Here is a 23156-nt window from a genome sequence, read left to right as displayed (position 1 = left end):
TGCCCGTATATCCAGCCGCCGCCAACGCGCATGCTGCCGCCTCGCAATCGGAGCGCCGCATGACATACCGGGCCAAGGTGGAAACGCTGTACCTGCTGGGATTCTCGTTGGACCTGGTGAACATGTTCATCGGTACCGTCGCCTATCCGGCCATCGCCGCCGACCTGCAGGCGTCCGTGCCGCAGCTGGCGTGGATCGGCAACGCCTACATGCTCGGCCTGACCCTGGTGATTCCACTGGGCAGCTGGCTGGCCGCGCGCCTCGGCGAGCGCAGGGTGCTGTGCCTCTCGCTGGCCCTGTTCACCGTGGGCGCTGTGCTGGCAGGCACCGCGCCGAGCATCGAGTGGCTGATCGCGTGGCGCCTGATGCAGGGGCTGGGTGGCGGGCTGTTGATTCCGGTCGGGCAGGCGATGGCCTACCGCGAATGCCCACCGGCCGACCGCGCGCGCTTGACCGCACGCATCATGGCGGTGGCGCTGCTGGTGCCGGCGCTGTCGCCGACGCTGGGCGGCCTGCTGGTCGAATGGGGCTCGTGGCGCGGCGTGTTGCTGGTCAGTGTGCCGCTGGCCATGGTGGCCCTGGCGTTGGCGGCCGCATGGGTGCGCCCGGGTGCGCCGGTGGTCGTACCTGCGCTGGACCGTCGCGGGCTGCTGTTGGGCTCACTGGGCCTGAGCATGTTGCTGGTGGCGCTGAGCCTGTTGGCAGAGCCGGGGCAGCGGATGCTCGGCGCGGGCCTGCTCGTGGTCGCCACCCTGGTGCTGGCGTTGTATACCCGCAGTGCGCACCTTACGGATCATCCGGTCCTGCAGTGGTCGCTGCTGCGGCATGCCTCGCTGCGGCTGGCGATGCTGATCTATCTGCTGGTGCCCGGTACGTTCATCGGCACCCAGCTGGTGGCCACGCTGCTGCTGCATCGCCAGGGCTACGGGGCCGCGGCCATCGGGGGCTTCATGCTGCCGTGGGCGATCGCCTCGGCCTGCGCCATCGCCACCACGCGGCACTGGCTGCCACGCATCGGGGCGCGCCCGCTGTTGACGGCTGGCATGGGAGGCCAGGCGGTCGGCATCGCGTTGTTGATCGGCCTACCGGCCAGTCAACCGTGGCTGCCGGTGCTGGCCTTCGCACTGATGGGCCTGGGCGGGAGCCTGTGCAGCAGCAGCGCACAGACGCTCGCGTTCCAGACACTGGCGGACGCGGAGCTGCTGCCGGGCAGTGCGTTGTGGAATCTCAACCGCCAACTCAGTTTCTGTCTGGCCGCCGCGCTGCTGGCCTGTGTGCTGGCAGTGCTGTCCTCCGTGCTGCCAGCGCACGCGTTCCCGCTCACCCTGATGCTGGCGGCGGGCATGAGCCTGCTGCCGATGCTTCTGCTATGGCGCCTGCCGGCGTCTTCCCTTGCCTTGAGAGCCTCCCCATGAATGACACGCTTGCCTTCAACGAGATCCATGACCTGCATGTGCTGATCGAAGACTGGTTCACCGGCCGCTCGCCGGTGGCTGCGCTGGACACGCTGCTGGCCCGTTTCAGCGAGGACTTCAGCATGGTCGGGATCCGTGGCATCCGCCTGGACAAGCCCGCGCTCGCCGACCTCTTCGCCTCCGCCCATGGCAGCCGGCCCGGGCTGCAGATCACGGTCGATGCCATGCAGTACCTGCCGCTCGCGCCCGCCGCCTGCGCGGTGCGCTATCGCGAGGATCAGATCGGCGCGGAGGGCACCGGCCATCGACGTGAGGCCTTGGCGGTTCTCGTGAGCCGCCCGGACGGCACGCTGCGCTGGCAGGCTTTGCACGAAACGGTGGTTGGCGGCTGAATGCGCGAAATGGCCACGGAACAGGCCGATCGGCATCTACCGGCGCAGGCCGCGCGGCGCTAGGCTGCGGGAGTTGCCATCACTGCCGGGAGAGCCCCATGCGTGTGCGTGTAGTGCCAGTTGCGCTGTTGAGTCTGATGGTTGCCGCCAGTGTGTCGGCGCAGACCTCGCCGATGACCCCGGACATCCCCGCCAAGGGCTTCGTGACGCCCACGGCGCAGGACAACTACGACAAGCGCGTGGTGATGGTGCCGATGCGCGATGGGACGAAACTCTACACGGTGATCGTGGTGCCCAAGGGCGCCAGGCACGCGCCGATCCTGCTGACCCGTACGCCTTACGATGCCGCCAACCGTGCCAAGCGCATGGATTCGCCGAACATGCGCGACATCCTGCCGCAGGGCGACGAGGTGTTCGTCGATGGCGGGTACATCCGGGTGTTCCAGGACATCCGCGGCAAGTACGGCTCCGAGGGCGATTACGTGATGACCCGGCCGCTGCGCGGGCCGCTCAACACCACGAAGGTGGACCACGCGACCGACGCGTGGGACACCATCGATTGGCTGGTCAAGCACGTGCCCGAGAGCAACGGCAAGGTCGGCATGCTGGGCTCGTCGTACGAAGGCTTCACCGTGGTGATGGCGCTGACCAACCCGCATCCGGCACTGAAGGTGGCTGCGCCGCAGAGCCCGATGATCGATGGCTGGATGGGCGATGACTGGCTCAATTACGGTGCGTTCCGGCAGGTCAATTTCGGCTATTTCACCGGCCAGCTGGCCAAGCGCGGCAAGGGGCCGTCCATTCCCAGCGTGGGCTACGACGACTACACGACCTTCCTTCGCGCCGGCTCGGCCGGGGACTACGCCAAGGCCAATGGCCTGGATCAGTTGCCGTGGTGGCACAAGCTGATCGAACACCCCAGCTACGACGCGTTCTGGCAGGAACAGGCGCTGGACGCGCGCATGGCCAAGACGGAGCTGAAGGTGCCCACGATGTGGCTGCAGGGCCTGTGGGACCAGGAAGACATGTGGGGCGCGGTGCACAGCTACGCGGCGATGGAGCCGCGTGACACCGGCAACACGCTGAACTATCTGGTGATGGGGCCGTGGCGGCACAGCCAGGTCAACTACGACGGCAGCAGCCTGGGCGCCTTGAAGTTCGACGGGGACACCGCGCTGCAGTTCCGCCGCGATGTGCTCAAGCCGTTCTTCGATCAGTACCTGGTGGATGGCGCGCCCACGGCGCAGACGCCGCCGGTGCTGATCTACAACACCGGTGAAAACCAGTGGGACAAACTGCAGCAATGGCCGCGCAGCGTGGCGCAGTCCAGGCCGCTGTATCTGCGCGCGGGCGGCAAGCTGTCCTTCGAAGCGCCGCAGGCGGGTGAGGCGACGTTCGAGGCCTATGTGTCCGATCCGGCCAAGCCGGTGCCGTTCGTGCCGCGCCCGGTGCGGTTCGCTGATCGGGATATGTGGACGAGCTGGCTGGTGAAGGATCAGCGCTTCGTGGATGGCCGCCCGGACGTGCTCACCTTCGTCAGTGAGCCCTTGACCGAACCGTTGCGGATCGGCGGTGCGCCGCAGGTCAATCTGCAGGCAGCCACGAGTGGCAGCGACAGCGACTGGGTGGTGAAGCTGATCGATGTGTATCCGGACCAGACGCCGTCGACGCCGGAGATGGGCGGCTACGAGCTGTCGGTCTCGATGGCGATCTTCCGTGGCCGGTACCGCGAGAGCTTCAGCGACCCGAAGGCGATCGCGAGCAATCAGGTGCTGGACTATAAATTCGGTCTGCCGACCGCGAACCATGTGTTCCAGCCGGGTCATCGGGTGATGGTGCAGGTGCAGTCGAGCCTGTTCCCGCTGTATGACCGCAACCCGCAGACGTTCGTGCCGAACATCTACCTGGCCAAACCGGGCGATTACCAGAAGGCGACGCAGCAGATCTGGCACGCGCCGCAGCAGGCCAGTTTCATTTCATTGCCGGTGTACTGAGCGCAAGCGCGTTCCCGGTGCCACGCCGCGGCCATGAATGCTGCGCGCGGGGGGAGTGCCGGGCACATTGCATCGCCAAGGGACAGGCGCTAGCGTGCAGCTCCACTTTGTCTGATGCGACCGATGAAAAGGATGTTCGTGGTAGGCGCGCTGATCTCGCTGGCAGGCGGCGCGCAGGCGCAATCGTTCACTGTGCTGGGCAACAGCTTCGGCGCCGAGGCGCTGGTGTCCGTCGATGGCCGCCTGCTGGTGCCGCCCAATGGCGCGCGCATGCATCGGCTGTCCGCCGACCGCTGGATGCGTGCGCAGGGCCCCACCACGCCGCAGCAGTGGTACGACGATGCAGGACGACTGCTGCGTGAGGACCACCGTTATATCGAGTACCAGGAGCGGTTCGTGCTGCCGCAGGCCGCACCCGGTGATCCGTTGTGGGAGGCGTTCATCCAGGCGGACGGCGAGGCGACCGGTGGCCGGGGCGTGGTGGATGCGCTGGGCCAGGTGCGCTTTCCAGCGCTGAAGGATGGCGAATGGATGCCGTTGGCGGTACCCGATCGCGTGCTGTGGAACGCGCGCAGTGGTCCGCTGCGCTTCCATGACCTGCAGGGGCGCGCGGTCATGGAACTGGACGAGCGCCAGGTCCAGTGGGTGGCCGGGCCCTTCGCCGGCCGCCACGTGTATGTTGCGTGCAGTGTCCAGGTGCCTGAGCACTGCGACGTGCGGGATGAATCCGGTACGACGGTGTTTTCCGATGACATCGATGCGCTGTTGCCGGTCCGCGACGGTGGCTGGTGGCTGCGCCAGGGCGAGCTGTGGCGGCGGGTGGATGCACAGGGCAGGGCGACGGACATCGCCCGCTATCGGCAGGATGGGCTGTATCCCCGCTACCGACAGTATGGCGGTACCGCAGGCCGGCGCGACTGGCCCGAGCAGGTCTATCGGCACGCTACCGGCAGCGCCGAGGACACGCCCGAGCCCGGCTGGCTGATGGCCGACGGACACTTTGCCGCACAGGGTGGCAACGTCCGCCTGGATTACTGCGGTGGCCGCTGGCAGGTGCTGGACAACGAGGGCGCCAACCCGCCCACCGCCGCCCCGGCCGCGCTGGCAGCGGTGCTCGACGAGCCCGATGCCGAACAACGGCAGGCACCGCCGTGGCGCGTGCGTCATCCCACCGAGACCGAGACCGCAGCGGTGCTGGACTGCAATGGCGAGGTCGTGTTCGCGCCTTCAGACGTGACCCGGTTCGACGCCGTCGGCACTGGATTGCTTGGAAGGGTCGGCGGCGAATCCTCACCGCGCCTGTGGTGGGATGGACGCACGGCCTACACGGTGCCTGCCGACATGGCCATCGACGAACACCACGTCACCCCGCCGTTGCTGTTGCTCCGGGAGCAGGCCGCCGGCGTCAACCACCTGTACAACCTCGCGCGGGGCCGTATCGTGGGTCGTCCCGTCGAAGGTGTGGTGCGCATGGACGGTGGCCGGGTGGTGTTCCGCCGGGACGGGAAACTGGGCATGATGCTGGCCGATGGCAGCGAACCGGCGCCGCCGGAGAGCTTCGATATCCTGCCCTGGGGCACGGACCGCACCTGGACGCGCCGCTATCTGGACGGGGGCGATGAGGAACTGGTCCTGCTGGAGGCCAACCATCAGGTGCTGCTGCGGCGACGCCTGCTGTTCAGCGGCGTGGAGCTGCAGTCCACCTGGCAAGGGGATGTGGAAAGCCAGGCGCTGACGCTGGTCAATCTCGGCACGATGCGCTTTGCCGATGGCGAATACTTCGTCCAGCAATGGCTGGACCGCGACGGACAGGTGCTGCTCAGTGACATCAGCTGCCCGGCACCCGGCGATGGCCCGCCCTCGAAGGGGAAGGGCGTGCTGCTCGGGCGCGGGTGGCGCGTGGACAGTGTGCCCACGCGCCCCTGCAAGCTGCCCCGGGCGTTGCTGCCGGTGCTTGCCGGCGGCGATGTGACCGATGCGATGCGCGAGCGGTAACCGCGCGCGGATCAGCCTGAAACGCTGGGGTAGTCGGTATAGCCGTGCGCACCGCCGCCGTACAGCGTGTCCTGGTCCAGCTCGGACAGCGCTACGCCGAGGCGGAAGCGCTCGACCAGATCCGGGTTGGCGATGAAGGGGCGGCCGAACGCGATCATGTCTGCATAGCCCGACGCCACGGCCGCTTCCGCGCGTGCCTGGTCATAGCCGTTGTTGGCGATCCAGGCACCGGTGAACTTGGCGCGCAGGGCGGCGTAGTCGAAGGCGATGTTGTCGCGTGGGCCACCGGTCGCCCCTTCGATCACATGGATGAAGGCCAGCGGGCCGATGGCATCCAGGCGCTCCACGGCGCGTTCGAACAACGGCTGCGGGTTGGAATCCTCCGCGTCGTTGGCCGGTGTCACCGGCGACAGGCGCACACCGGTGCGTTCGGCGCCGATTTCCGAGACGATCGCGCGGACCACTTCATCGAGCAGGCGGGTGCGGTTCTCGATGCTGCCACCGTAGCCGTCGGTGCGGTGGTTGCTGCCATCGCGCAGGAACTGGTCGATCAGGTAGCCATTGGCGGCATGCACTTCCACGCCGTCAAAACCGGCGGTGATCGCGTTGCGCGCGGCCTGGCGGAAGTCCTGGATCAGGCCGGGGATTTCGTCCAGGCGCAGGGCACGTGGTTCGGAGACCTCTTCAAAGCCCTTGGCCGTGAACGTTTTGGTGTTGGCACGCAAGGCACTCGGTGCTACCGGGACCTCGCCCTCGGGCAGCAGGCTGGTGTGCGAGATGCGGCCGACATGCCACAGCTGCAGCACGATCTTGCCGCCGCGTGCATGCACCGCATCGGTGACCTTCTTCCAGGCGTCGATCTGGGCTTGGCTGTAGATGCCGGGTGTGTCGAGATAGCCCTGGCCCATCGGGCTGATCTGGGTGGCCTCGGCGATGATCAGGCCGGCGCTGGCGCGCTGCTCGTAGTACTGGATGGCGAGCGGATTGGGGATGCGGTCGTTGATCGCGCGGTTGCGGGTCAGCGGTGCCATTGCGACGCGGTTGGCGACGTCGATGGCCCCCAGGCGGGTGGGGGAGAACAACTGGCCGTCATTGGAGTCTGTCATGGGTTTACCTTGGGGGAGGGCGACCGCCATCGGCGGATGAAAGAAGGAATGTGGGCGTACGACCCCGAGCATAGGCCCAGGTGCGTTGCAGTGATGGGAAGGATTGTTGCGAAGCATCCTGTGCACGTTCTGTAACGTTTTCGCGGCGTATGGTCCAGGCATGGGCAGGTACTGCCCGCAGCCTTATTCCAACCCGAGGAACAACGCGATGATTGATTATCAACTCAAGGGAAAGGTCGCCATCGTCACCGGCGGCGTCTCCGGCATCGGCCTGGCCGTGGCTGAGCTGCTGGCCGATTCCGGTGCGGCGGTAGCGGTGTGGGATCTCAAGGCCGACGCCGTCGAGAAAACCGCCGAGACGCTGCGGAAGAAAGGCGTGAAGTCGATCGGCATCGCCTTGAACGTCACCGACGAGCACGCCGTTGAAGCGGCGGTGAAGCAGACCGTCGAGGAACTCGGTGGGCTGGATATCGCGGTGAACAACGCCGGTATCGGCGGGCCGTCGGCGGCCAGCGGCGACTACCCGGTGGAGGGCTGGAAGAACGTCATCGACGTCAATCTCAACAGCGTGTTCCTGTGCCAGCGGGCGCAGATCCAGGCGATGCGCAGCGCGGGCAAGGGCGGTAGCATCATCAACATGGCCTCCATCCTCGGCCAGGTCGGTTTCAACAACTCCGCGGCCTATGTCGCGGCCAAGCATGGGGTCGTCGGTCTGACCCGGACGGCGGCGTGGGAGCACGCCGCGGACAACATCCGCATCAATGCGGTGGGCCCCGGGTTCATCGCCACGCCGTTGCTGGACAAGATGGACCCGAAGGTGAAGCAGGCGCTGGAGAGCAAGCACGCGCTCGGCCGGCTCGGCACCCCGGAGGAAGTCGCTGCGCTGGTGGCCTGGTTGGCCAGTGCGGACGCCAGCTTTGCCACAGGCACGTACTACGCCATCGATGGCGGTTATCTGGCGCAGTAAGCCTTGCAGCGGCAGGCTCACCCGGGCCTGCCGCTGGCTTCACGGTGCTCAGACGCCCTTGTCTGCGACGCTCCGTCCATTGCTGGATGAGAGGTGCAGATGGGACTGGAACAAGATCTATCAATCCTGCTGCGGATCGCCGTGGCAATGCTGCTCGGCGCCACGCTCGGCATCGAGCGGGAGATGGGCAAGCATGCGGCTGGGCTGCGCACGCACATGCTGATCGCCGGTGCCGCCGCCCTCATTGTCGGGCTCGGTGACAGCATTGCCGAGCACTTCCAGGAAGAGCGCTACCGCGACCTGCTGCAGGTCGATCCGGTCCGTCTGATCGAAGCAGTGGTGGCCTGCGTCGGCTTTGTCGCCGCCGGTACGATCCTGCGCGGTTCGCGCGACGATCAGGTCAGCGGCCTGACCACCGCCAGCTCACTGATCATGGCCGCGGCGATCGGTATCGCGGTGGGCATCGGCGAGTACGTGATCGCTGTCGGAGTGAGCGTGTTGTGCCTGATCGTGCTGGTGGTGTTCAGCCGTATCGCTAAAAAACTGGAGTCGTCATGAGCAGCGAACGTCCCTTCGAGATCCAGCGCATCGACCATGTGGTGCTGCGCGTGCAGGATCTGCCACGCGCGGTACGCTTTTACTGCGACGTCCTGGGCTGCACGGTTGCCCGCGAGCGGCCCTCGCTGGGCATGGTGCATCTGCATGCCGGCGAATCGCTGATCGATCTGATCAGTGTCGACGGCCCGCTGGGGCGCGAAGGTGGCGCAGCACCTGGGCGGGAAGGGCGCAATGTCGAGCATGTCTGCCTGCGCGTGGAGCCGTTCGACGCCGAACAGGTGCGCGCGCATCTGCAGGGACTGAAGGTGGCGCTGAGTGGACCGGCCGAGCGCAACTACGGCGCGGAGGGCGACGGTCTGTCGCTGCGCCTGCGCGATCCCGATGGCAACTCGGTCGAGCTCAAAGGCCGCTCCAACGACTGCGGCTGTTAAATGGTAATACCAATGGGCGGGCCTAGACCTATGGTCTAATAGGCTCGCCTTGCGTTTGGCGTTTCAATGCGGGCAGTTTCAACGACTTCCATGAGTATTGGTACTACCAATGCTCATCGTTGAACGTTCTTGGCTCGTGCGGTGCTGACCGCGCGGGCCCCTGTCCGTCTTGATGAGATCCGCCGATGCAGGCCTGGCAACAACTGTATGACCCCGCTGGCAACCTCTGGCTGTCCAGCCTGATCGCGCTGCTGCCGATCGCCTTCTTCTTCGTCGCCCTGGCTGTGCTGCGCATGAAGGGGTGGCTGGCCGGCACGATCACCGTAGCGATCGCGTTGGCAGTGGCCCTGCTGTTCTACCGGATGCCGCTGTCGCAGGCGTTCGCGGCGGCCGGGTATGGCTTCGTCTATGGCCTGTGGCCGATTGCCTGGATCATCCTGGGCGCGGTGTTCTTGTACAAGGTCTCGGTCAAGACCGGACAGTTCGACATCATCCGCGCCTCGATCCTGTCGGTCACCGAAGACCAGCGCCTGCAGATGCTGATGGTCGGGTTCGCGTTCGGCGCGTTCCTGGAAGGGGCGGCCGGCTTCGGTGCGCCAGTGGCGATCACCGCCGCGCTGCTGGTCGGGTTGGGCTTCAAGCCGCTGTATGCGGCCGGCCTGTGCCTGATCGTCAACACCGCGCCGGTGGCGTTCGGCGCGATGGGCATTCCGATCATCGTGGCCGGGCAGGTGACCGGTCTGGATCCGTTCGAGATCGGACAAATGGCCGGGCGCCAGCTGCCGTTCCTGACCCTCATCGTGCTGTTCTGGATCATGGCGATCATGGATGGCTGGCGCGGGGTCAAGGAAACCTGGCCGGCGGTGCTGGTGGCCGGCGGTTCCTTCGCGATCGCGCAGTACCTGACCTCCAATTTCATCGGCCCGGAGCTGCCGGACATCACCGCTTCGCTGACGTCGCTGGTCTGCCTGACCCTGTTCCTGCGCAGGTGGAGGCCCGTGCGGATCTTCCGCTTCGATACCGAGACCAGCGCTGAAGCCGCCGCCCAGGCACTGGAGGCCCCGCGCTATTCCACCGGCCAGATCGTCAAGGCGTGGTCGCCGTTCCTGATCCTGACCGCGATGGTCACGATCTGGAGCATCGCGCCGTTCAAGGCACTGTTCGCCGCCGGCGGCGCGCTGGAGCACTGGGTGCTGAAGATCCCGGTGCCGTCGCTGGATCAGCTGGTACAGAAGATGCCGCCGATCGTGCCGGTGCCCACCGGGTACGAGGCGGTCTACAGGTTCGATGCGGTCTCGGCGACCGGCACGGCGATCATGCTGGGCGCGGTGATCGCAATCGTGCTGCTGAAGATGCGCCCGGCCGCGGCGCTGCGCACCTTCGGCGAAACCGTCAACGAGCTGAAAGTGCCGATCTATTCCATCGGCATGGTGCTGGCGTTCGCCTTCATCGCCAACTACTCGGGGTTGTCGGCAACGTTGGCGCTGGCCCTGGCGCATACCGGCAAGGCCTTCACCTTCTTCTCGCCGTTCCTGGGCTGGCTGGGCGTGTTCCTGACCGGTTCGGACACCTCGTCCAACGCGCTGTTCTCGGCGCTGCAGGCCACCACGGCACAGCAGATCGGCGTGTCCGAGGTGCTGCTGGTCGCGGCCAATACCACTGGCGGGGTAACCGGCAAGATGATCTCGCCGCAGTCGATCGCCATCGCCTGCGCGGCGGTCGGCCTGGCCGGCAAGGAATCGGACCTGTTCCGCTTCACGGTCAAGCACAGCCTGATCTTCACCGTGATGGTCGGCATCATCACCACGGTCCAGGCCTACTGGCTGACCTGGATGATTCCCTGAGCCCATGCGCGGCATTCCGACCACCGGCATCGACCCCATCGCCCGCCACGCGGGCGACAATGGCGGCATGAAGAACGAACGCCTGTCCGACAAGGTGGCCGCGCAGCTGCGTGGCCTGATCCGTGAGCAGAACCTGCAGCCGGGCGACCGGCTGCCGGCCGAGCGACCGCTGGCGGTGCAGCTGGGGGTGTCGCGCACGGCGCTGCGCGAAGCGATCGCGCAGCTGGCCAGCCAGGGCCTGCTGAGCGCGCGGGTCGGCGGCGGCACCTACGTGAGCGAGCCGGCGGCCCGGGCCCGGCAGACCATCGATGAGCCGTTGATGCCGTACCTGCCGCTGTTCCAGGGGGACCCGGAATACCGCTTCGACGTGCTGGAGATCCGCCACGCGCTGGAAGGGGCGACCGCCTGGCATGCGGCATTGCGCGCCACCGACGAAGACCGCGCGAAGATCCGCCAGGCCTTCGACACCATGATGGCCGCGCACGGCAAGGACGACCCCGCCGGTGAGGCGCAGGCCGATGCGGCTTTCCACCTGGCCATCGCCGAGGCCTCGCACAACCTGGTGCTGCTGCAGGTCATGCGCGGCCTGTTCGACCTGCTGCAGACCAATATCTCGCAGAGCCGCGAGAAGCTCTATACCTCGGCCCGCACCTTTGAGCCGCTGTCGGTCCAGCACCGCGAGATGATGGATGGGGTGCTCTCCGGCGACCCGGAACGCGCGCGTGCCGCCGCGCACGCGCACCTGGAATTCGTGCACACCTCCCTGCGCACGCTCGACGACAACGAAGCCCGGCGCGCACGTGCGTCGCGGCTTCCTTCTTCCCACGGTTGACCCATGATCATTTCCGCCTCCACCGATTACCGCGCCGCGGCACAACGCCGCCTGCCGCCGTTCCTGTTCCACTACATCGATGGCGGCGCGTATGCCGAGCACACCCTGAAACGCAACGTCGCCGACCTGTCGGACATCGCACTGCGCCAGCGCATCCTGCGCAACATGTCCGATCTGAGCCTGGAAACGGCGTTGTTCGGCGAACGCCTGGCGATGCCGGTGGCGTTGGCGCCGGTCGGACTGACCGGCATGTACGCGCGCCGCGGTGAGGTGCAGGCGGCGAGGGCGGCGGCGAGCCGGGGGATTCCGTTCACGCTGTCCACGGTGTCGGTCTGCCCGATCGAGGAGGTGGCCCCGGCCATCGATCGGCCGATGTGGTTCCAGCTGTATGTGCTCAAGGACCGCGGCTTCATGCGCAATGCGCTGGAGCGGGCCAAGGCGGCCGGCGTGACCACGCTGGTGTTCACCGTGGACATGCCGACGCCGGGCGCACGTTACCGCGATGCGCATTCGGGCATGAGTGGCCCGAACGCGCCGGCGCGGCGCATGCTGCAGGCGGTGACCCACCCGCGCTGGGCGTGGGACGTCGGCCTGTTCGGCCGCCCGCACGATCTGGGCAACATCTCCACGTATCGCGGCAGCCCGACCGGGTTGGCCGACTACATCGGCTGGCTGGGCAACAACTTCGATCCGTCCATTTCGTGGAAAGACCTGGAGTGGATCCGCGAGTTCTGGACCGGCCCGATGGTGATCAAGGGCATCCTCGATCCGCACGATGCGCGCGATGCCGTGCGTTTCGGGGCCGACGGCATCGTGGTCTCCAACCACGGCGGGCGCCAGCTGGACGGCGTGCTGTCCACCGCGCGGGCCTTGCCGGCGATCGCCGATGCGGTCAAGGGTGAGTTGAAGATCCTGGCCGATTCGGGCATCCGCAACGGCCTGGACGTGGTGCGCATGATCGCGCTCGGCGCGGACAGCGTGCTGCTCGGCCGCGCCTTCGTCTATGCGCTCGCCGCGCAGGGCGAGGCCGGCGTGGCCAACCTGTTGGATCTGATGGCCAAGGAAATGCGTGTGGCGATGACGCTCACCGGCGCGAAGACCATCGCCGATATCAGTGCCGATTCGCTGGTGGACGCCACCCGGCGCCTTGCGGTCGCACCGTGAGCGGCGTCGGCAGCGATAGCGCCACGTTGCTTGCGCAGCTGCGCGGCATCGTCGGCGACGCGCACGTGCTCTCGGGCGACAAACCGACGCGGCGCTTCCGCAGGGGCTACCGCTTCGGCGACGGCCCGGTGCTGGCGGTGGTACGCCCGGGCACGCTGCTGGAACAGTGGCGCGCCCTGCAGGTCATCGTGGCGGCCGATGCCATCGTGATCATGCAGGCCGCCAACACCGGCCTCACCGGCGGCTCCACCCCCGATGGTGCCGATTACGACCGTCCCGTGGTGATCATCAGCACGCTGCGCCTCACCGGCGTGCAGCTGATCAACGCGGGCCGCCAGGTGGTGTGCCTGCCTGGGGCGACGTTGGACCGTCTGGAGAAAGTGCTCGCGCCGCTGGATCGCGAGCCGCACTCGGTGATCGGTTCGTCGTGCATCGGCGCGTCGGTGCTGGGCGGGGTCTGCAACAACTCCGGTGGCTCGCTGGTGCGGCGTGGCCCGGCGTATACCGAGATGGCGCTGTTCGCCCAGGTCGATGCCCACGGCCAGCTGCAGCTGGTCAATCATCTTGGCATCGCGCTGGGCGACACCCCCGAGCAGATCCTGGAACGGCTGCAGCGCGGCGACTACGCGCCCGCCGATGTGGACAACGGCAACGGCCGCGCCGCCTCCGACCCGCGGTATGCCGAGCAGGTGCGCCAGGTCGATGCAGCCACGCCGGCACGCTACAACGCCGATCCCTCGCGCCACTACGAAGCCTCCGGCTCGGCCGGCAAGCTGGCGGTGTTCGCGGTGCGGCTGGATACGTTTGCGCGCGAGCCGGGTGAGGTGTTCTACATCGGCAGCAACGCGATGGAGGATCTGACCGCGATCCGCCGCCATCTGCTGACCGCGTTCGAACGCCTGCCGATCTCCGGCGAGTACCTGCACCGCGAGGCGTATGACATCGGCGAGCGCTACGGCAAGGACACCTTCCTGCTCATCGATCGCTTCGGTACGGCCCGGGTGCCGGCTGCGTTCGCGTTGAAAAGCCGCGTCGATGGCTGGTTCGAAAGTCTCGGCCTGCGCGGGGTCACCGACCGGGTGATCCAGTGGGCGATGCGCTGCCTGCCACGCCATCTGCCCGCGCGCATGGGCCAGTTCCGTGACCGCTACGAGCACCATCTGCTGCTCAAGGTGTCGGCGGTGGATGCCGCCGCAACCGAGACCTTCCTGCGCAATCACTTCGCTGACGGCGAGGGCGACTTCTTCCAGTGCACCGCCGGGGAGGGGCGCAAGGCGTTCCTGCATCGCTTCGCCGTGGCCGGCGCGGCCGTGCGGTATCGCGAAGTGCACCGGCGCGAGGTCGAGGACATCGTGGCCCTGGACGTGGCGCTGCGACGCGACGACCGCCAGTGGGTGGAACACCTGCCATCCAACCTCGATGCATGCCTGGCCGGCAAGCTGTATTACGGCCATTTCCTGTGCCACGTGTTCCATCAGGACTACATCGTGCGCAAGGGGGAAGATCCATTGGCCATCGAGCACGCGATGTGGGCGCTGCTGGATGCGCGCGGTGCCGAGTATCCGGCTGAGCACAACGTGGGCCACCTGTACCCGGCCAAGCCGCCGCTGGCGGCGTTCTACCAGCAGCTGGATCCCAGCAATACGCTCAATCCGGGCATCGGCCAGACCCCGAAGACGCGCGGATGGGGCAGCTGCGACTGCACCACCCACGGGTAGAGCCACCCATGGGGTGGCTTTACCCGCGCGGAATCACTCGCAACGGACGGCGGTGATCACGTTGTCCTTGTCGATGAACACCCGCAGGCGATCCTGGCGCAGGTCACGGGTGGTGATCGTGGCCGGGCCGATCGGGTTGATCAGGCCGGCGCCGCTCTGTACCAGCAGCTTGCGCATGTTCGCTTCGTCGGCCGGCTGGCCAACAGCCCAGCCCAGCGCATCGGCCTTGCACAGGCCCGGGCCCTTGATTTCCGGCCCCGGCGTGCTGACGCAGGCGGCCAGTGACAGGGTGCCTGCGAGCATGATCGCGGCGAGGGGATAGCGGTAAAGGGATGTCATCGGGTCGCTCCTGCGGGGTCAGGCGCCGACCATACCACCGCGGTGCGCAGGGACGTGTGGTGGCTACCCTGGCGTTACACTGACGGCCTCTCACGATCGATCATGCCGGGAGTCGCAGGTGCTGCACGTGTTCATGCTTGGCGGGCGCCATGCCCGGGCCAGCATCGAGGTCCACGATGTGGCCTTCGCCAACGTCGATGTCATCGAAGAGGCCTACCCGCAGTTGCGCCAGGAGTGGTTCGGCGAACGCAAAGGGCTGCATGTCGATGGCTGGCTCGCGGTGGATGGGGTGGAGGCGTACCAGGTGCGCTTCGGCGAGGTGGCCCCGGCGGCGGGCGCGCCGCGGCTCTACTTTCTCAATCTCGGCGGGTATGCCGCCGGCGCGCTGGGCGAGGCCCATGACTACCGGCTGCTGGTCGCCACCAGTGTCGAAGAGGCCAAGCACAAGGCCAGGGCGCTGCGCGATGCCAGCTGGTTCAAGCCGCATACCGATGCCCTGCTGGAGGTCGATGACTGCATCGCCATCGATCAGGTCGGCGGCCGGTATGTGCAGCTTGAGCGCGGGGAGCACCAGGGCATCGCGCTGGTCAGTGACTACATCGTGATCGGCTGAACGGCCCCGATTGCCCGCGGCCGTGCCGCTGGCGCATAGTGTCGCGGTCTTGTGAGGTCCGGCGATGTCGCCGCGACAGGTCAACCAACGGAAGTAGCGCATGCAGAGCAGGAAGATCACCGCCGCAGTGATCGTGACGCTGGGAATGATGATGGCAGGCAACGCCGTGGCGGCCGAGCCGGACGCACCGGTGTTCGGTGGCTGGCGCAACCTGCATTCGGCCAGTGGCGCCGAGCCGGTACTGAGGAACCAGCCGTTTGCGATCCTGCCGGGCGAGGTTGCCAAGGGCGAGCGCTTCGCGATCCTGGACCGCGAGAACAAGCAGGCAGTGTGCTGCCTGGTGGTGGACAGCGACCGCCTCGATGCGATCGCGCTGGAGACCCGCTACCGGCTGCCCGGGGTATGGATCGCCGATCTGCTCGGCAACGAGGACTACAACCGCCGGCACGGCGACCCGCATGTGTTCGCGATGAAGCGCGAAGGCGAGCTGGTCGACCACGTCTTCTCGCAGGAAGGCGGCGGCTACAGCGACCTCGGAGGCCTGCTGCTGCCGGCCGGGGCTGCGCTGGATGCCGGCGGCAGCATCAAGCTCGGCACCGTCATGTACCGCCTGCAGGTGCAGTCGCAGCGGTTCGCCGATGACAACGGCGCGCTGGATCGTTACACCCTGCAGCCGCCGGCACCGGCCGCGCCGGTGGTAGTCGAGGTGCCGTACAGCACCTACTGACACGGAAGCGACAGAACCGGCACGGTACAATCGCGCCCGCCCACCGGCCGTGCCGGCCGGGCCCGCATCCTTGTCCGAGCCTGTCCGTGATCGCCCGATTCTTCCTGTCCTGTGCGCTGCTGCTGTTGGCCGCCTGCGCCACGCCGGCCCGGCCACCGGCCAAACCGCCCGCCAATCCAGACGCCCTGTGGGGCATCATCCAGCGCGATTGTGCCGGCGATGCCGCCCCCCGTGGCAGCTGCCTGGCGGTGGCCGCCGAGGCGCAGCGCCGCGATGTGCTGCTCAAGGATTCGCACGGCCACTACCAATTCCTGGTGTTGCCGCTGGACCGGGTCTCGGGGATCGAAAGCCCCGCGCTGCTGCGGGCCGGAGCACCGAACTACTTCGCCGCGGCCTGGGCCGCCCGCAGCCACACCGAGCAGGCGCTGGGCCGGTCCCTGCCGCGCGACGTGGCCAGCCTGGCCTTGAACTCCCCGCATGGGCGCTCCCAGCACCAGTTGCACATCCACGTGGATTGCCTGCGGGCGGATGTCCTGACCCAGCTGCGCCGGCTGCAGCCCTCCATCGGCGCGGACTGGCAACCACTGCCGGAGCCGCTGCGCGGGCATGCCTATCTCGCCCGCCAGCTGCCGGGTGCCGAGCTCACCGCGAATCCGGTCCGTCTGCTGGCCGCTCATCTGGCCGAGCCTGCCGATATCGGCAACTGGTCGCTGGTGGTGGCCGGGCAGACGGACCCCGCCGGTGCCCCGGGCTTCGTGCTGCTGGCCACCCGGCTGGACCTGGCAGCGGGCAACAAAGCCAGTGGCGAGGAACTCCAGGACCATGCCTGCGCCGTGCTGACCGGTGCAACCGGGCCGCTGGAGGGCGTGCTGTGAGGCGCACCTGGGCGTGGGCGGTATGGATGGTGCTGCCACCGTTGCCCGCGTTGTGCTGGGCAGCGGCGGATGACGCGGGTGCACGCCTGCAGGACGTGTCCGGCAATCGGCTGATACCGCTCGCGGCAGCGCCTGCAGGGGCAAGTGATGCGGCGGCCGGCGACCAAGGGTTCGACCCGCGCTGGTACTGCAGCGCGGACCAGCACTGGTGCGTGCGCGTGCAGCCGGGCGACGACGAGGAACAGGTGGTGCTGATCGTGCGTGAGCGCTCCGCTGGCAGGGATATCTCCCGCCGCGCGATCGCGCTGGCCATCGGCAACGCCGAGGGCGGCCTGCAGCCTTGGCCGGCCCTGGTCGAACTTGGCCCGGCCGCGGGGGGCGGTGTACTGGTCGGCGTGGATGCCCAGGCCAGCACGATGTACTCCGGCGGCGGCGCCAGCGTGACCGAGCGGGTCGTGGCGCGCGTCATGCGCCACGCAGCCGACGCCGACGCCGACTCTGGCGAGGTGCTGCGGCTGCCGGTGCAGGGCCATGCCAGCATCCGCGCCTGCTTCAGCGAGCGTGATATGGACCTCCGCGCCGGCGCCTGTCACGACGAGTATGGTTTCGATGCAGCGCTGAGCCTGGATCCGGCTGGCGAGGGCATGCCGGTGCTGCACTATCAAACGCACGCGCACCGGTTTCCTGCGTTTGCCTCACGCAACCAGGATTCGCTTGCGCATGGCCGGGTAAAAACGTCGGAACTGCGCACCGTGTCGGATCCGGCCTGCTCGTATCAGCGGGTGTACCGCTTCCAGAACGGTGCCTATATGGCCGATCAGGCATTGCCGGACTGCAGCGAATTCACCGAACTGTAGTGGGGCGCGGGAATCCAACGCGCGATTGAAATAAAAACCGCGGACGTGGCACGTTATAGTGGCCGTTCAATGCGGTTCCCGCTTTCGCGCCCGGGCTGACTGGCGCGTCGTATCCGACTTAATCCATGACTGCTGAAACCACGACTCCGCCCGCCGCTGCGCCGTCCCAGGCCACCGGTCCGCTGTTCTACCAAGCGCCCGTGCCGCTGCGCTCGGATCTGCATGCCGCCTGGCGCCTGGTGCCCGACACCGCGCATTTTGCTGCCGACACCAATGCGATCCCCGCCGTGATCGGCGAGTTCGGCTCGCTGGCCCAGCATTACCCGATCATTTTCACCGGGAAGGACGCGATGCCGCTGGTGGCCGTCGGCCTGGCCCAGCGCAACCTGTTCGTTGCCGATGGCGTATGGGACGAGCAGAGCTACGTGCCGGCGTACGTGCGCCGCTACCCGTTCGTGTTCATGCAGGCCGGTGAGCAGGACGAGTACGTGCTCGCGCTCGACTCGGCCGCCAAGCAGGTCAACCAGGGCCAGAGCGAGGACGGCGTGCCGCTGTTCCAGGATGGCAAGGCGACCGAGATTGTCGACAACGCGATGCGCTTCTGCGGCGATTACACGCGCGAGCATGATCAGACCCGTCGCTTCACCGCTGCGCTGATCGAGAACGAACTGCTGATCGACCGCAACATCGACGTCACCCTGGCCGATGGCCGGCAGATGTCGATCAACGGCTTCCAGGTCGTGGACGTGGAAAAGTTCGCCGCGCTGCCGGACGCCACCGTCGTGGCCTGGCACCGCAGTGGCTGGCTGGCGCTGGTCCATCATCACCTGAGCTCGCTGGCACGTTTCAGCGCACTGGTGAGCCGCCAGAGCGCGCTGCCTGCCGACGCCTGAGTCCAGGCGCACGCGCAATGACGAAAACGGCGGCCGCAGGCCGCCGTTTTTCGTTGTGCGGGGGCAGGGCGGTGCTCAGTCGCGGGTGCTGACTTCCCAATTGGCATGCACCACACCGGGCTGACGCTGCAGGCGCGCGATCACGGCATCGAGCTCGTCGGCACTGACGGCGGTGCTGACCAGGATCGCCACCAGTTCGACCGGGCCGTCGCCGTGCTCGATCACCTGCACGTCGCTGACCGGGTACTGCGCGGCTTCCAGCGCGTCCACCAGGCGCTCGCGCGCCAAGGGCGTGGCGGCAGGGTCCACGCTCAGGCGGACCTCGTAGGTGGCCTCGGAGGCGGCCTCGTTGATCGGAATGCGGTTGATCGCGTTGACCAGCGGCCGCAGCAGCGTGTTGCCGGCGATGATCAGCACCGTCAGCAGCGCGCCCTCGGCCAGCATGTCCGCACCGGTGCAGGCGCCGACCGCCGCCGAACACCACAAGGTGGCCGCGGTGTTCAGGCCGCGCACGTTCATGCCTTCCTTCATGATCACACCGGCGCCGAGGAAGCCGACCCCGGAGACCACGTAGGAGATCACCCGCACGGCTTCGGCGCTGCCGGCGATGCGCATGCCCAGATCCACGAAGGCGGCCGCGCCGACTGCCACCAGTACATTGGTGCGCAGCCCGGCGGTGCGCTGGCGGTACTGCCGTTCCGCGCCGATCAGGGTGCCGAGCACGAACGCGGCCACCAGGCTGACCACGGTGTCCAGGAAGGGATACAGCTCGAAGGTCTGGATGAAGCGCATGCGGAGTCCTTGCAGGGCAGGGCTTAGGCGAAATCCCGATAAGCATATCCCGGCCGGTCATTTCCCCCTTTTCTGCCTGTTCAGCAGAATCACGGCCCCTCCCTCACTACGCTCTGGCACGGGCCTGTCCGCGCCGGGACGTACCTCTTTTACCGGAAGTCTGCATGTCTGTGCTGTATCGCCCGCTGCGTCGGCGGGCCTTGGTTCTGTCGTTGTTGCCCCTGCTCGGCGCAGGCGCTGTCGTCCACGCCGCCGATGCGCCCACCCAGCTCGATGCGGTCACGGTCACCGGCTCGCGCATTCCCCGCGCCAGTGTGGAAGGACCGTCCCCGGTGACCGTGATCACCCAGGAACAGATCGAGGCGCAGGGCTACCGCAGCGCCTTCGAAGCGCTCAGCGCACTGACCGAGAACACCGGCAATGTGCAGGGTGAGGACTTCGGCAACACGTTCACCCCCGCCGCCAACACCATCAACCTGCGCGGCCTCGGCCCCAACCGCACGCTGGTGCTGGTCAACGGTCGCCGCCAGTCGGATTACCCGCTGGCCTATGAAGGCTCGGTCAATGTGGTCAACCTGGCCAACATTCCCAGTGCGCTGATCGACCGGATCGAAGTGCTGGCCGGCGGTGCCTCGGCGGTGTATGGCTCCGATGCGATCGCCGGCGTGGTCAACATCATCCTGAAGAAGACCTATGACGGCGTCGGCATCAATGTGCGCGCCGGCACCACCGAACAGGGGGGCGGCGACAACCAGCGCCTGCAGGCGGTCGGCGGCGGCTCGGGCGAGCAGTGGGACGCGATCTTCGGCCTGGAGATCGCCAACCGCAAGGCGATCTATGGTTCGCAGCGCGATTTCATGGATTCGCTGACCGACGATCCGCGCGGCGTGGCGCCGCTCGCGACGGCCGTGGCCTATCGCCGCAACGCCTCCACCAACAACTACATCGATCCCGGCACCGACGGCTGCGATGCCTCCAGCACGCTGTATGGCGGCAGCGTCTTCCGTGCGCAGAATCCGCGCCAGGGCTGGTACTGCGGCAGCAATGAAGCCGCGCCCACGTTCTGGACCGTGCAGACCGAGAAGCGCAACATCGACGCGTACAGCGCGGTGACCTGGCGCTTGAATGATCGCCAGGAACTGTTCGCCGATGCGGCCATCGGCACCGCGCGCATCTACAACAACACCCGCGCACCGAGCTGGACCTCTTCGCGCAATTATTTCTACAACCAGAACAGTGGCCAGCTGGAAAGCTGGTACCGGCGTTTCGCGCCCGAAGAGATCGGTGGGGTGCAGCGCAATGCCAACCGTTTCCTGGAGCAGTCGTGGTCGTTCAACGTGGGCGCCCGCGGCAGCATCGGCAGCTCGGACTGGGACTACGAAGCGGCCTACAGCCGCTCGCGCTATGAGAACAGGACGCAGCGCCCGGGGCTGCTGGTCGGTATCAACGAGTACCTGCTCGGCCCGCAGCTGGGCACCCGCAACGGCGTGGAGGTCTACGCACCGGATCCGTCGCGCCTGTACCAGCCGCTGACTCCAGGCGAATACGAGGGCCTGTCGGACCGTTACGAGAGCCGCAACGCCGCGTGGCTGCAGACGGCCAGCGTTAGCGTCAACGGCCAGCTGTTCGATCTGCCCGGCGGCCGTGCCGCGCTGGCAGCCGTCGTCGAAGCCGGCAGCCAGGGCTACAGCAACCGCCCGGACCCGGCGTTGGCGCAGGGGGTGTTCTGGAATCTCAACGCCGGCATTCCCGCCGGTGGCGAACGTGACCGCTATGCGGCCGGCGTGGAACTGCAGCTGCCGTTGCTGGAGCGTCTGACCGCTACCGTCGCCGGCCGTTACGACCAGTACCGCGCCGCCGGGGACCACCTGGGCAAGACGACCTGGAGCACGGGCCTGGAGTTCCGTCCGTTCGATACGCTGCTGCTGCGCGCCAGTGCAGCGACCAGCTTCCGTGCGCCGGACATGAACTACGTGTTCGCCACCGAAACGCGCGGCTACAACCCCGGCATGACCGACTACTGGCGCTGCCGAAGTGCGGGGCAGGCATACGATGACTGCGACTTCAGCGGGCTGGCGATCGACTACACCAGTGGCGCCAACCCACAACTGCAGCCGGAAACCGCTACGTCCTACGGTCTGGGCTTCGTGTGGTCGCCGTCGGCCAACCTGGACTTCACCGCCGACTACTACGACATCCGCATCGATGACGAGGTCACCAACCTGGATGCCACCCGCATCCTGAAGGACGAAGCGGACTGCCGCCTTGGCCAGACCGTGGGTGGCGACGCACGCGACATCGGCTCGGCACAATGCCAGGACGCGTTGCGTCGCGTGATCCGCAATCCGGCCGATGCCGCCGTGCAGCCCAACCAGGTGGTGCGCGTGCTGATCAATCCGATCAACGCCGCCTCCGAAACCGTGCGCGGCATCGACCTGAAGTCGAACCTGCGCTGGGACGCGGGCCGCTATGGTCGCTTCTCGGCCCGCGTCGCGTACTCGCTGGTGATCGATCACAGCTACCGCCAGTTCGCTGGCGATGACGTGCAGGACCAGCGCAACTCGCTGGATTCCTACCAGTGGCGCAGCAAGGTCAACGGCAGCGTCACCTGGGCGATCAACGACTGGACCGCCACCCTGTACGGCATGCGCTACGGCTCGCTGCCGAAGACGGACGGCAGTGGTCGCATCGCGCCGTACATGACCTACAACGCCAGCCTGTACCGCAAGCTCAACGACAACGCCACGCTCGGCCTGATCGTCAACAACCTGCGTGACAGCCGCCCACCGGCAGACAAGAACGGCGGTGGTTGGCCGTTCTACCCGGTCGGCAACTACGACCCTTACGGCCGTCAGTTGTGGCTGGAGTTCGACTACCGCTTCCTGTAATCCGCTCGCGGGCCCGGCAATGCCGGGCCCGCTGCGTTTGGGTCACAGGCGTCGAAGCTGCTCAGATCACCATCGCGCCCAATACCGCCAGTGCCAGGATGATCAGCAGCACGCCAGACAGGCGCTCGATCCACGGCAGCGCTGCGTTGAATCGGCCCATCGCTGCCGCGCGCCCAACCATACCGGCCATCAACAGGTCCCAGCCGAGCACCACCGCGAACATCCACACCGCATAGAGCAGCCGTGTTCCGGCGGTAGTGTCCGGCCCACCCAACATGGCCGCCAAGCTGGCGTAGAACAAGGCGTTCTTGGGGTTGAGCAGGGCGGAGGTGGCGCCCAGTCCGAGGGCTCGGAACCACGCCGAACGCTGTGCCAGGCGGGACAGCTCCGCCGGTTGCTCACCCGGCAGACGCAGTGAGGCGGTCCCGGCATGGCGCAGGAACAGCAGGCCGATGTAGAGCAGGAAAGCGCAGCCCGCTATCTGGATCACCTGAAACAGCGCGCTGCCCGCCTGCAGCCCCGCGACGCCGAAGAATGCCAGCGCAATATAGGCCCCATTGGCCAGTGCGACCCCGATGCAGGCGCCGCTTGCAACACGCCAGCCCTGACGGATTGCGGTGCGGGTGATCAGCAAGAAGTCCGGCCCGGGCGACAGCAACGCCAGAAAGTGCACGGCAGCAACGAGCAGAAACTGTTCCATGGGGGGTAGGCAGGCTTCAACGGGGCGCCTGACTGTGCCGGTGTTGCGGGTTGATG

Annotated in this window: 21 protein-coding genes; 17 read left to right on the top strand and 4 right to left on the bottom strand. The window is 67.3% G+C overall.

Going from position 1 to position 23156, the window contains the following annotated elements; all coding sequences use genetic code 11:
- Window positions 1-59 precede the first annotated feature (59 nt).
- The 4 genes from AC1DIQ_RS06320 to AC1DIQ_RS06305 all read left to right on the top strand — a co-directional run bounded on the left by AC1DIQ_RS06320 (window position 60) and on the right by AC1DIQ_RS06305 (window position 5796).
- On the top strand, window positions 60-1415 hold the full coding sequence (locus tag AC1DIQ_RS06320; protein ID WP_478049677.1) for an MFS transporter: 1356 nt from the start codon (window positions 60-62) through the stop codon (window positions 1413-1415).
- On the top strand, window positions 1412-1807 hold the full coding sequence (locus tag AC1DIQ_RS06315) for a hypothetical protein (RefSeq protein WP_121037046.1): 396 nt from the start codon (window positions 1412-1414) through the stop codon (window positions 1805-1807). Before AC1DIQ_RS06320 ends, AC1DIQ_RS06315 begins: the two co-directional genes overlap by 4 nt.
- 98 nt (window positions 1808-1905) lie before the next feature.
- A complete protein-coding gene (locus AC1DIQ_RS06310) occupies window positions 1906-3801 on the top strand; it encodes a CocE/NonD family hydrolase (RefSeq protein ID WP_478049676.1) in 1896 nt (631 codons plus the stop codon).
- 123 nt (window positions 3802-3924) lie between these two features.
- Complete coding sequence (locus AC1DIQ_RS06305; RefSeq protein ID WP_478049675.1) at window positions 3925-5796, top strand: hypothetical protein; 1872 nt, start codon at window positions 3925-3927, stop codon at window positions 5794-5796.
- An 11-nt stretch (window positions 5797-5807) separates the two neighbouring features.
- Here AC1DIQ_RS06305 and AC1DIQ_RS06300 read toward each other — a convergent pair whose 3' ends face one another.
- Window positions 5808-6902 carry an alkene reductase gene (locus tag AC1DIQ_RS06300; protein WP_478049674.1) on the bottom strand — a complete coding sequence of 365 codons (1095 nt, stop codon included), beginning with the start codon at window positions 6900-6902 and terminating at the stop codon, window positions 5808-5810.
- A 208-nt stretch (window positions 6903-7110) separates the two neighbouring features.
- On the opposite strand from AC1DIQ_RS06300, the gene AC1DIQ_RS06295 reads away from it, so the two are divergent.
- The 7 genes from AC1DIQ_RS06295 (at window position 7111) to dld (ending at window position 14416) form a co-directional block, all read left to right on the top strand.
- Window positions 7111-7869 (top strand): SDR family NAD(P)-dependent oxidoreductase, encoded by a 759-nt coding sequence (locus AC1DIQ_RS06295; protein WP_478049673.1) that lies wholly within the window; start codon window positions 7111-7113, stop codon window positions 7867-7869.
- A 99-nt stretch (window positions 7870-7968) separates the two neighbouring features.
- Entirely contained in the window at window positions 7969-8427 is a 459-nt protein-coding gene (locus AC1DIQ_RS06290; RefSeq protein ID WP_121037036.1) for an MgtC/SapB family protein, read from the top strand.
- Window positions 8424-8858: a VOC family protein gene (locus AC1DIQ_RS06285; RefSeq protein WP_121037034.1), complete on the top strand. Its 435-nt coding sequence runs from the start codon at window positions 8424-8426 to the stop codon at window positions 8856-8858. The genes AC1DIQ_RS06290 and AC1DIQ_RS06285 overlap by 4 nt, the downstream gene beginning before the upstream one ends.
- 185 nt (window positions 8859-9043) lie before the next feature.
- Entirely contained in the window at window positions 9044-10702 is a 1659-nt protein-coding gene (gene lldP, locus AC1DIQ_RS06280; protein WP_478049672.1) for an L-lactate permease, read from the top strand.
- A gap of 67 nt (window positions 10703-10769) precedes the next feature.
- Window positions 10770-11534, top strand: coding sequence for a transcriptional regulator LldR (gene lldR, locus AC1DIQ_RS06275; RefSeq protein ID WP_121041082.1), 765 nt, complete (start codon window positions 10770-10772; stop codon window positions 11532-11534).
- Between the two features lie 3 nt (window positions 11535-11537).
- Complete coding sequence (gene lldD, locus AC1DIQ_RS06270; RefSeq protein WP_478049671.1) at window positions 11538-12698, top strand: FMN-dependent L-lactate dehydrogenase LldD; 1161 nt, start codon at window positions 11538-11540, stop codon at window positions 12696-12698.
- Complete coding sequence (gene dld / locus AC1DIQ_RS06265; RefSeq protein WP_478049670.1) at window positions 12695-14416, top strand: D-lactate dehydrogenase; 1722 nt, start codon at window positions 12695-12697, stop codon at window positions 14414-14416. The genes lldD and dld overlap by 4 nt, the downstream gene beginning before the upstream one ends.
- Window positions 14417-14449: 33 nt before the next feature.
- On the opposite strand, the gene AC1DIQ_RS06260 is transcribed toward dld, so the two are convergent.
- Window positions 14450-14755, bottom strand: a complete 306-nt coding sequence (locus AC1DIQ_RS06260) for a hypothetical protein (protein ID WP_121037027.1) — start codon at window positions 14753-14755, stop codon at window positions 14450-14452.
- Between the two features lie 118 nt (window positions 14756-14873).
- Between AC1DIQ_RS06260 and AC1DIQ_RS06255 the strand changes: the two genes are divergently transcribed.
- The 5 genes from AC1DIQ_RS06255 (at window position 14874) to AC1DIQ_RS06235 (ending at window position 18720) form a co-directional block, all read left to right on the top strand.
- Window positions 14874-15368: a DUF1543 domain-containing protein gene (locus AC1DIQ_RS06255; protein ID WP_478049669.1), complete on the top strand. Its 495-nt coding sequence runs from the start codon at window positions 14874-14876 to the stop codon at window positions 15366-15368.
- A gap of 100 nt (window positions 15369-15468) precedes the next feature.
- Window positions 15469-16095: a decarboxylase gene (locus AC1DIQ_RS06250; RefSeq protein WP_121037024.1), complete on the top strand. Its 627-nt coding sequence runs from the start codon at window positions 15469-15471 to the stop codon at window positions 16093-16095.
- A gap of 86 nt (window positions 16096-16181) precedes the next feature.
- Window positions 16182-16970, top strand: a complete 789-nt coding sequence (locus tag AC1DIQ_RS06245; RefSeq protein WP_282259875.1) for a CDP-diacylglycerol diphosphatase — start codon at window positions 16182-16184, stop codon at window positions 16968-16970.
- On the top strand, window positions 16967-17827 hold the full coding sequence (locus AC1DIQ_RS06240) for a hypothetical protein (RefSeq protein WP_478049668.1): 861 nt from the start codon (window positions 16967-16969) through the stop codon (window positions 17825-17827). Before AC1DIQ_RS06245 ends, AC1DIQ_RS06240 begins: the two co-directional genes overlap by 4 nt.
- A gap of 125 nt (window positions 17828-17952) precedes the next feature.
- Window positions 17953-18720: a SapC family protein gene (locus AC1DIQ_RS06235; protein WP_478049667.1), complete on the top strand. Its 768-nt coding sequence runs from the start codon at window positions 17953-17955 to the stop codon at window positions 18718-18720.
- A 75-nt stretch (window positions 18721-18795) separates the two neighbouring features.
- Here the strand turns inward: AC1DIQ_RS06235 and AC1DIQ_RS06230 are convergent, their stop codons facing one another.
- Window positions 18796-19512, bottom strand: a complete 717-nt coding sequence (locus AC1DIQ_RS06230; RefSeq protein WP_088433353.1) for an MgtC/SapB family protein — start codon at window positions 19510-19512, stop codon at window positions 18796-18798.
- 164 nt (window positions 19513-19676) lie between these two features.
- Here AC1DIQ_RS06230 and AC1DIQ_RS06225 point away from each other — a divergent pair, with 164 nt between their 5' ends.
- The gene (locus tag AC1DIQ_RS06225) at window positions 19677-22400 is read left to right on the top strand and encodes a TonB-dependent receptor plug domain-containing protein (protein ID WP_478049666.1); all 2724 of its coding nucleotides are present in this window, start codon (window positions 19677-19679) and stop codon (window positions 22398-22400) included.
- A gap of 61 nt (window positions 22401-22461) precedes the next feature.
- Here the strand turns inward: AC1DIQ_RS06225 and AC1DIQ_RS06220 are convergent, their stop codons facing one another.
- On the bottom strand, window positions 22462-23100 hold the full coding sequence (locus AC1DIQ_RS06220) for a LysE family translocator (protein WP_478049665.1): 639 nt from the start codon (window positions 23098-23100) through the stop codon (window positions 22462-22464).
- Window positions 23101-23156: the final 56 nt, after the last annotated feature.

The organism is Stenotrophomonas sp. 05L413 (genome assembly GCF_056397945.1).
The sequence above is the reverse complement of the archived record's forward strand: the minus strand, read 5'-3'. Positions and strand labels throughout refer to the sequence as shown.